The organism is Paraburkholderia tropica, from assembly GCF_914484835.1.
Taxonomy (GTDB): Bacteria; Pseudomonadota; Gammaproteobacteria; order Burkholderiales; family Burkholderiaceae; genus Paraburkholderia; species Paraburkholderia tropica_A.
Map to the genome: position 1 here is coordinate 1 of NZ_CAJZAR010000017.1, position 7611 is coordinate 7611.

Genomic DNA, 7611 nt, shown 5'->3' on the forward strand with positions numbered 1-7611 from the left:
GAACGACCGAAATTGGCCGTGCAGCGCCCCACGACCGAGCCTGACAATCGTCTGGTGCGCACATCTCATGCAAAAGGCATAATTCGATGCGCATCGGTTTTCCCGGTTTCCCAATAACTGACACGCCCCGCAGCGATCGTCACAGCAATTTCGGTCTGGTAGTCTCGGCGCAAATCCTCCCAAGAGAGTCAAAATGCTTCGAGCGCCGATCGTAATCCGAATTCTGTTCGCACTATGCCTTCTTGCCGCAACCTTCAATCACGCCCGCGCCATTTTGCAGCATGGTTTGCTCTGGGATTACGGCTACGGAAACAAGATTGCCTTCATGAGCAAGGTCTATTGGGCTTTGCTGACTATTCTTGATCCCCTTGCCGCCGTGTTGTTGTTTGCTAAGCCGAGGTCGGGAATCTGGCTAACTGTCGCAATTATCGTAAGCGATGTAATTCACAACACGTACTATGTCGCGGCGAACGATCAATGGCTCGCGCCATTCTATTTAGGCCAAGTTGGATTCCTTGCAATCGTGCTTGGTCTCGCACCGATCGCGACGAAGCCGGTTTCAGCGCGGTTCAAGCGCGGGTTCGAAAGACTGACGTAATCACATCTTCACCATCGATTGTTCACGATTTTGGGCGGGGTGCCGAAGGTCTCAAAGTGGCCGGGTAGCGCCTGACGCATCTCCCGAGACCGGTCATTCGCGGAGCCATGCACGCGGCGAGACTGCCGCGAACCGCGGCCCTGTCGCTAAGCCCTATTAGCGATATAGAAGCGTTTTTCAACGAAACTGCATTCGCGCCGATCGAGCCACGGGAATTCCGGTCGCCGCTATTGCGATGCGAAGTCAGATTTAATGCGAACTGAGGCGAAGTGACGGTTTTATTGCGTTCCGAGAGGAAGCAAAACTGTCACCTCGGTGACCGTCCGACGAAGTAAAAGTTGATCCAGTCCAGAAGTGAAATTTGTTCCGGCACTATAAAACCGCGCGGATCCGCAACTGTTCGTTTCCCCGGAACAGCTGGGCGATCCAACGAAGTGGAAAATAGCGTGTCCCCGGGGAATCGGCTCGACGAGCGCATCCATCCCAGCACAGGTCCGCGTGAGCAGTCAGTGGGCACCGGACTGGCGCTTTGGGCACGCAACCCTTCAGCGCTCAAACTCCGGTTCGTCGAACAGATCGGGAGCTGTCCGGAACGCGGCGGGCTCGGGCACCTCGCCGGCGCGGACCTGCGCCAGCCGGTCCGGGGGTAGCCAGGCCTCCTCGAGCGCGCCGATCCCGCCTTCGATCAGTTGCTGCAGGAAAAAAGACGGCTTGCGGCCGCTCGTTTCAGCCAGTAGCCGGAGCCTGCGCTCAATGCCCGGATCGATGCGGACTGCGACAACCTTCAATTTTGCTGCTTTCCTGGGCCTGACCAACCTGCGCTCCGCAATTTTCAATCGTATGCGCATTTTACGCGGAGCCGCCGGGCGTACTGCACTACGCACCGGGATTGGCGCCAAACACGTCACGCCGGTTGCCGCATGCATGCGCCGGCGGCCGGCAGCGCTTCGCGTACGCCGGCGGCCCACGTCGGCCCCTCACCCGATGTCGTTGCGCGTGTTCGCTGACCGTCAACCGCCGATGCAACACCCCGCCTGCTGCCCGTTCGCGGAAGCGAATCACGCCTGACGTTTGCTTTCCTGCGTGCAGATCTAGCTGCCGATCAGGAATCGGTCACGGTTCTTCGCGTCCTTGATCCAGTTCGGCGCCCGGCCCCGGCCGGACCAGGTTGCCCCGGTCTTCGGGTCACGGTATCGGGCCGGCACAGCGCTTCCGGTCGTCTTCCTCGGCCAGCCCCGTCCGAGTCCGAAGATGTCCTGTTCGGTGAACCCGTACTCGGCCACCTTGGCCCGGATGTCCGCGAGGACATCCTGAAGCTCTGCCGCCCGGGCGGCCGCCGCCTGTGCCTCCAGCTCGGCGATCTGGGCCTTGAGCTCCCTGTATGTTGCCAAGATTTATCTCCCCGACTGGATATGATGATGGCGATCATAGCCCGCTTCAAGGCGGTGCGATCAGTGGCTGCCCACTCAGTCTCAAACGGGCGTCGGACCCGGCACACGCACCCCGACACGCCTCCGGCGCTCGCCCACAAGTGACTAGAAGAAGAGTCCCTGCTGCCGCTCATCGCGTGCAGGCGGCAATGAAACTTTCGCGCGGCGAGCGGTGCGACGACGCGCGAGGCGGCGCACGTGGGCCACCAGCTCGGTCCGGACGTCCTCCGCCACCAGCACCAGTGAATACAGCTGCAGGCCGTCGGGCCCGGATTCAGGTCGGGCGCGCAACGACATGCGCAGGGCCAGGCGCCGTGCACGATCAACCAGCTGGGTGCGGCTCATACCTGGCCAGCACGCGGCGACCAGCGCCGCGACCGGCGGCGGAAGCGATTCGGGGGCGCAGCCGGCGGGCAGCGCGAGAGCAACGAGTTCGAAACGGACGGCCATGGCGTGGGGAAATGCGGTTCTGACCTGCGGGGAGGGCCTGGCGACCTGCTCATCCTGGCATCAATCGCGCTGCGCGGCAAATCCCTTCCGCAGCTAGCGCCTCGCCAGCCACTGACCGTTGCAGAAGCTGTCAGAGCGCTGTGGAACACCATCGGCGCGCACCACAGATCCCAAGTTATCCGAGAAAAACGACATGCTATGCGACTATTAGGATAAGTTTTCTTATCAAAACGCACCTGTTTATCAAGTAAACTCGGTGGTATGAAAACGCGTCACACTGCCCTGCCCGCGCCGGCCGATCCCGATACTCCGGAATCCTCTGGCTTCCCCGATGCTGCGGAACTCGCCGCCCTGCGCGCGTGGTATGCGGGCGTCGCCGTGCGCGCCGCTGTCGAGCGCTATCTGCCTTCGGCGCTAGGTGACGGAAAGTCGGCGCGCGGCGTGCTCGGCCGCATCCGGCGCAGGCTGGTGGCGCTCGCGCGTGCGGCGCACCGCGACGACCTGGCAACGCTGTTCGGCCACCCCGCGGAGGATCGCACGCGGCACGCGAAGGCCGTCGCGCAGGCGATTGACGTCTTGCGCACCGCCCGCCCATCCGAGCCTCAGATAGCCGACGACATCGCCCAATGGTTCGCGCCGCGTGCTGTGCGCGTGCTGCAGGCGTATGGCATCACGACACTGGCTGATCTCACCGTACGCATTCCGCGACGCCGCCAGTGGTGGAAGGCCGTGCCTGGGCTGGGCGCGGCGAGCGCCCGCGCCATCGAGACGTTTTTCGCCGCATGGCCGGCGCTCACCGGGAAAGCGCGTGCGCTGATCGTGGCGAGCCGGCATAGTCCCGTCGTGCCGTGGGAATCGATCAGCCTGCCGCACGAGGTGGATGGCTCCGCTGGCACTTTCCGCGCACCCGCCGCCACCTGCACGCTTGACGCGACCAACGACTATCAGGCCGTCCAGACATGGCTCGCCCTGCACGAGTCGCCTGCGACGCAACGCACCTACCGCAAGGAAGCCGAGAGGCTGATCCTGTGGGCCATCGTCGAGCGCGGCCGGGCGCTGTCGTCGCTCACGACCGAGGACGCCATCGCCTACCGGGCTTTCCTGCGCCACCCCTCGCCGCGTACCCGCTGGGTCGGCCCGGTGCGCCCCCGAACCTCGCCCGACTGGCGTCCGTTCAATGGAAGCCTCTCAGCGCGCTCCGTCGCACACGCCCTGTCGATCCTCGGCGCCCTGTTCCGCTGGCTGATCGAGCAGCGCTATGTGCTGGCCAATCCGTTTGCAGGCGTCAAGGTGCGCGAGGCGACGGGTTCGAATGTCCTCGATGTCTCGCATGCCTTCAGCGAAGGCGAATGGGCACTCGTGCGCACGATCGCCGACGGGCTGGAGTGGTCGTCCGGGTCGTCGCCGCGCTGGTCGGCACCGGCCACGCAGCGGCTGCGTTTCCTGCTGGACTTTGGCTACGCAACGGGTCTGCGCGCGAGCGAACTCGTCGGCGCCACGCTCGGACATATTGAGACCGATCCACGCGGCGACTACTGGCTGCGCGTCACGGGCAAGGGAAAGAAGCTCGCGCGCGTCGCGCTGCCGCCGCTCGCCTGGGATGCCCTCGCGCGCTATCTGGCCGAACGCGGGCTGCCGGTCACGCAGCAGCACTGGCGGCTGGACACGCCGGTCATCGGCAGCCTCGAGGCCGACAGCGACACCGCAGCGGGCACAGGCATCAGCAGCGTGCGCCTGTGGATGGTGATGCGCCGTTTCTTCCTGCTGGCCGCAAAGACCATTGAAGCCGATCACGCACCGCTTGCCGAAAAATTGCGCCGTGCCAGTCCCCACTGGATGCGGCACACCCACGCGACGCATGCGCTCGGGCGCGGCGCGGAACTGACGACCGTCCGCGACAACCTGCGGCACGCCTCGGTCTCAACCACATCGATCTACCTGCACAGCGATGAGGTGAAGCGGGCCCGGCAGATCGGCGACGCCTTCTCTGGCCGAAAGTAACAGTTCGTGATCCCGTTTTAGCTCACCTTTTCTTGAAACGTGCGCGGACGCCCTCATGTCGTTTCGCACCTGATCTGACCGGACGCTGCAATGCCAAACAGAAAACCCTCGCGCCTGACTCCCGGACGCTCAAAGGCGCTGCTGCTCCCCATGGCTCGCGACAAGGCAACCGACCTGATCCTTCGCACCCGGCTGGTCCTTGAGCGCATCCGGCGACGCGACATCGACCGCGGCGCGATCAATCATATGGCGCAGATCTGCATCCTCAGCGGATACATCGCGCGTGCAGGCCATGGCGGCGTTTGCCCGGACCGGATTGAGGAGGTCGAGCAGCACCTCGCGCAGGCACTCCTTGCGTTTGACGGGTCGGGCGAAATCGACGGGTTCTCCGCCGCCCTTGTTGACGCTTTAACGGAAGTCGTCAACGAATATGACCACATGCTAGCTACCGTTCGCCTCGAACTCTTCGCGAAGGCCAGCGACTATCTGGACCGCCTGATCGCGCTGGCTGCGAATGAACCCGTAACGGCGCCCGAACCGGGCACTCAGCTCTGACGGGACAGCCGGGTTCCACAGTCTCCAGGCGACCGGCTTGAGCTCCGCGGCATCCCTTCCGGGCATACTCTTTCGATTACCTCAAGTGGCAGCTTCCCCACCGATGAAACGTGTTTCCGTCCGGCGCTCTTCCATCCATGGCAAAGGTGTCTTTGCGCTCCAGACGCTGGCCGCTGGCGAGCGTGTTCTGGAGTACCTGGGCCTGGTGACTTCGTGGCGCGAAGCTGCGCGTCACTACGCGTACCGCGAAGTCGAGGGACACACATTTCTTTTCGGGCTGTCTGATGGGCGAGTCATCGATGGCGGGCGCGGCGGCAACAGCGCGCGGTGGCTCAATCATGCTTGCCGCGCAAACTGCGAAGCCGTCGAAGAAAACGGGCGAATCTTCATTGAGGTGACGCGACGCATCCCCGCGGGCAAAGAACTGTTCATCGACTACGCCCTGGAAGTGCCAAACGTCCGGCAACGGAAATCGCTCGATGACTACCGCTGCCGGTGCGGCGCGCGCACTTGCCGCGGCTCCATGCTCGCCCGCGTCTGAATTTCGCACAGGTGCGGCCGTCTGCGTGCGGTAGAGTCGAGATGTGACGCGGTGACTTTAGGCTAGGTTTGTCTGTTGCCGCCTCTTTCGTGTGGCGGTGCCCCAATAACGTGACCATGGTTCCGTTTTCACACCCCGCTCATCGAACCGGACATGCAGATTTCCCGCATCCGGCTCTCGGACAAGACATCACGCCTTCGTACACGGCAAGTCACTTCCAAGGCCCTTGCAGGCGAACGAGACCGAAGTGCCCGTAGAGGTGCGGGCCTGGATAGCTCCCGCCCCTACGACGCCTGACCTTGTGCTTGTTCCGTAACCACCGACGCAACCGCGCAGCGGTATAGCTGTCGAGCGCCCGGTATGCGCGGCTGAACGTCCCTACGTTGAAGTAGTTCGCCCAGCCGCGCAGCGTGCGGTTCAACCTGTCAACCAGCTCCGTGGTATCCATCCACGTCATCGAAGCAGCGGTCAGCGCATGAACCTTTTCGACCATGCGCCGGATACTCTTCCTCGACGGACGCATGCCCATACGGGCCTGCCCAGTCGTCGCCGAGTACAGCCGCCCAAACGTGTAACCCAGGAAGTCGAATTCTCCTTCCGGGACCTTGCAGATTCGTGTCTTTTCCTCGTTGACCGTCAGCTTCAGTTTGCCCATGATCTCGCGCAGGTTCAGCAGCGCCTCTTCGGCCTTGCCTCTCTTGCACAAGATCACGAGATCGTCCGCGTAGGTCACGATGCGACTGCCAAGACTGCGCTGAAGTCCGAGCTTCTTCCATGCCAGCACGAACCGGCGCATGTAAACATTTGCCAGCAGTGGTGAGATGGGAGAGCCCTGTGGGATACCTCGCCGGCCGTCTCTGGCCTGCGTCGTGCGTTTCTTCCGGCCTCGGTTGTCGGTTTCTTCAACGGGACATTCCAGCCACATCTTGATCAGATGCAGCACGCGCCGATCAACGATGCGCCGCGCGAGCGACAGCATCAGTTCGGCGTGGGGAATACTGCCGAAGTAGTCCGCCAGGTCGGCGTCTACGACATCCGTTTGCCCTCGATGCAGCCGCTCCTCCACCTCGATCACCGCTTGCTGGGCATTGCGCCCCGGGCGGTAAGCGTACTGCTCTGGTGGAAGGTCCGCTTCGAAGATCGGTTCGAGCACCAGCATCGCTGCTGTCATGCACACCCGATCCCGCAGGGTCGAGATGCCCAGTGGCCTCAACTTGCCATTGGCCTTCGGGATAAACACTCTTCTGATAGGGTCCGGTCGGTAAGTCTCCTGCCTGAGCGCAAGCGCCAGTTCGCCGAGCCACTTCTGCACCCCATACGCTTCAACCTCCGCGAAGTCCTGCCGATCGACACCCGGTGCGCCCTTATTCGAGCGGCACTGGGCGTACGCATGCGCCAGCACATCCTCGCGATACATTTTGTCGTACAGCGCGTAGAAGCGATGCCCCGCTTCTGCCTTCGCTTTCGCGTGTAACGCCATCTGCAGCTTCTGAACACGAATCGGAGTTGATAGGTTGCCCAATCTCCACGTCCTCACTACGTATTGCGTTGGTCTTGAACTGAGGCCCCTTTCCTCCACCAGCATTACCCGGCTTCAACAGTACTACGGGCCTCTCCGTCACCCCATGGCGCCCGGCCTGTCCCTCGCGGGCGTCCGGTTGGTCTTCCCTGACCACGCCACGGGGCTTCCCGTGTTGCGTGCGCTTCCCTTGTGTGCATGCTGTCGCCACTACCCCGGCGCAGCGCCTAGACGTCCTGCCTGCTCACTCGTCCAGTCGTATCAGCCTTCCCCGGAATGGCAGTCGGGTCGGCCTGCGCATCGTCTTTTTCGAGGCTTGCTCGGCGTTCACTCGCGTTACGGCCTGCACACTCGCGCTGTCACCGTAATTTGTGACCCGCTACACCGAAGGCTTCAGCCATTTCGTTACCTCCATAGCTGCTCCGGTTGCTTCCGGCTGGAGCGGTCGCCGGGTGGGGCTTACACCCACTGGGAAAGCGCCGCCTTTTCACGGCGCACGCCATTTTGAGACGCTCGA

The 7611-nt window shown here is 63.0% G+C and carries 8 protein-coding genes; 4 read left to right on the plus strand and 4 right to left on the minus strand.

The genetic code is table 11. The features are described from left to right. The first annotated feature begins 193 nt into the window (after nucleotides 1–193). Nucleotides 194–598 (plus strand): hypothetical protein, encoded by a 405-nt coding sequence (locus LDO54_RS01850; protein ID WP_224005338.1) that lies wholly within the window; start codon nucleotides 194–196, stop codon nucleotides 596–598. A 545-nt stretch (nucleotides 599–1143) separates the two neighbouring features. Here LDO54_RS01850 and LDO54_RS01855 read toward each other — a convergent pair. From LDO54_RS01855 to LDO54_RS01865, 3 genes are all read right to left on the minus strand, one after another. Beyond that, on the minus strand, nucleotides 1144–1446 hold the full coding sequence (locus LDO54_RS01855) for a hypothetical protein (RefSeq protein ID WP_224005341.1): 303 nt from the start codon (nucleotides 1444–1446) through the stop codon (nucleotides 1144–1146). 243 nt (nucleotides 1447–1689) lie between these two features. After that, nucleotides 1690–1989, minus strand: a complete 300-nt coding sequence (locus LDO54_RS01860; RefSeq protein ID WP_224005344.1) for an H-NS histone family protein — start codon at nucleotides 1987–1989, stop codon at nucleotides 1690–1692. A 144-nt stretch (nucleotides 1990–2133) separates the two neighbouring features. Continuing rightward, nucleotides 2134–2478, minus strand: coding sequence for a hypothetical protein (locus LDO54_RS01865; RefSeq protein WP_224005347.1), 345 nt, complete (start codon nucleotides 2476–2478; stop codon nucleotides 2134–2136). 261 nt (nucleotides 2479–2739) lie between these two features. On the opposite strand from LDO54_RS01865, the gene LDO54_RS01870 reads away from it, so the two are divergent. The 3 genes from LDO54_RS01870 (at nucleotide 2740) to LDO54_RS01880 (ending at nucleotide 5575) form a co-directional block, all read left to right on the plus strand. Then, on the plus strand, nucleotides 2740–4479 hold the full coding sequence (locus LDO54_RS01870; RefSeq protein WP_224005350.1) for a site-specific integrase: 1740 nt from the start codon (nucleotides 2740–2742) through the stop codon (nucleotides 4477–4479). Between the two features lie 150 nt (nucleotides 4480–4629). Beyond that, complete coding sequence (locus tag LDO54_RS01875; RefSeq protein ID WP_224005353.1) at nucleotides 4630–5034, plus strand: hypothetical protein; 405 nt, start codon at nucleotides 4630–4632, stop codon at nucleotides 5032–5034. Between the two features lie 103 nt (nucleotides 5035–5137). Further along, nucleotides 5138–5575: an SET domain-containing protein gene (locus LDO54_RS01880; protein ID WP_224005356.1), complete on the plus strand. Its 438-nt coding sequence runs from the start codon at nucleotides 5138–5140 to the stop codon at nucleotides 5573–5575. Between the two features lie 211 nt (nucleotides 5576–5786). Here the strand turns inward: LDO54_RS01880 and ltrA are convergent, their stop codons facing one another. Further along, on the minus strand, nucleotides 5787–7055 hold the full coding sequence (gene ltrA, locus LDO54_RS01885) for a group II intron reverse transcriptase/maturase (protein ID WP_224005359.1): 1269 nt from the start codon (nucleotides 7053–7055) through the stop codon (nucleotides 5787–5789). Nucleotides 7056–7611: the final 556 nt, after the last annotated feature.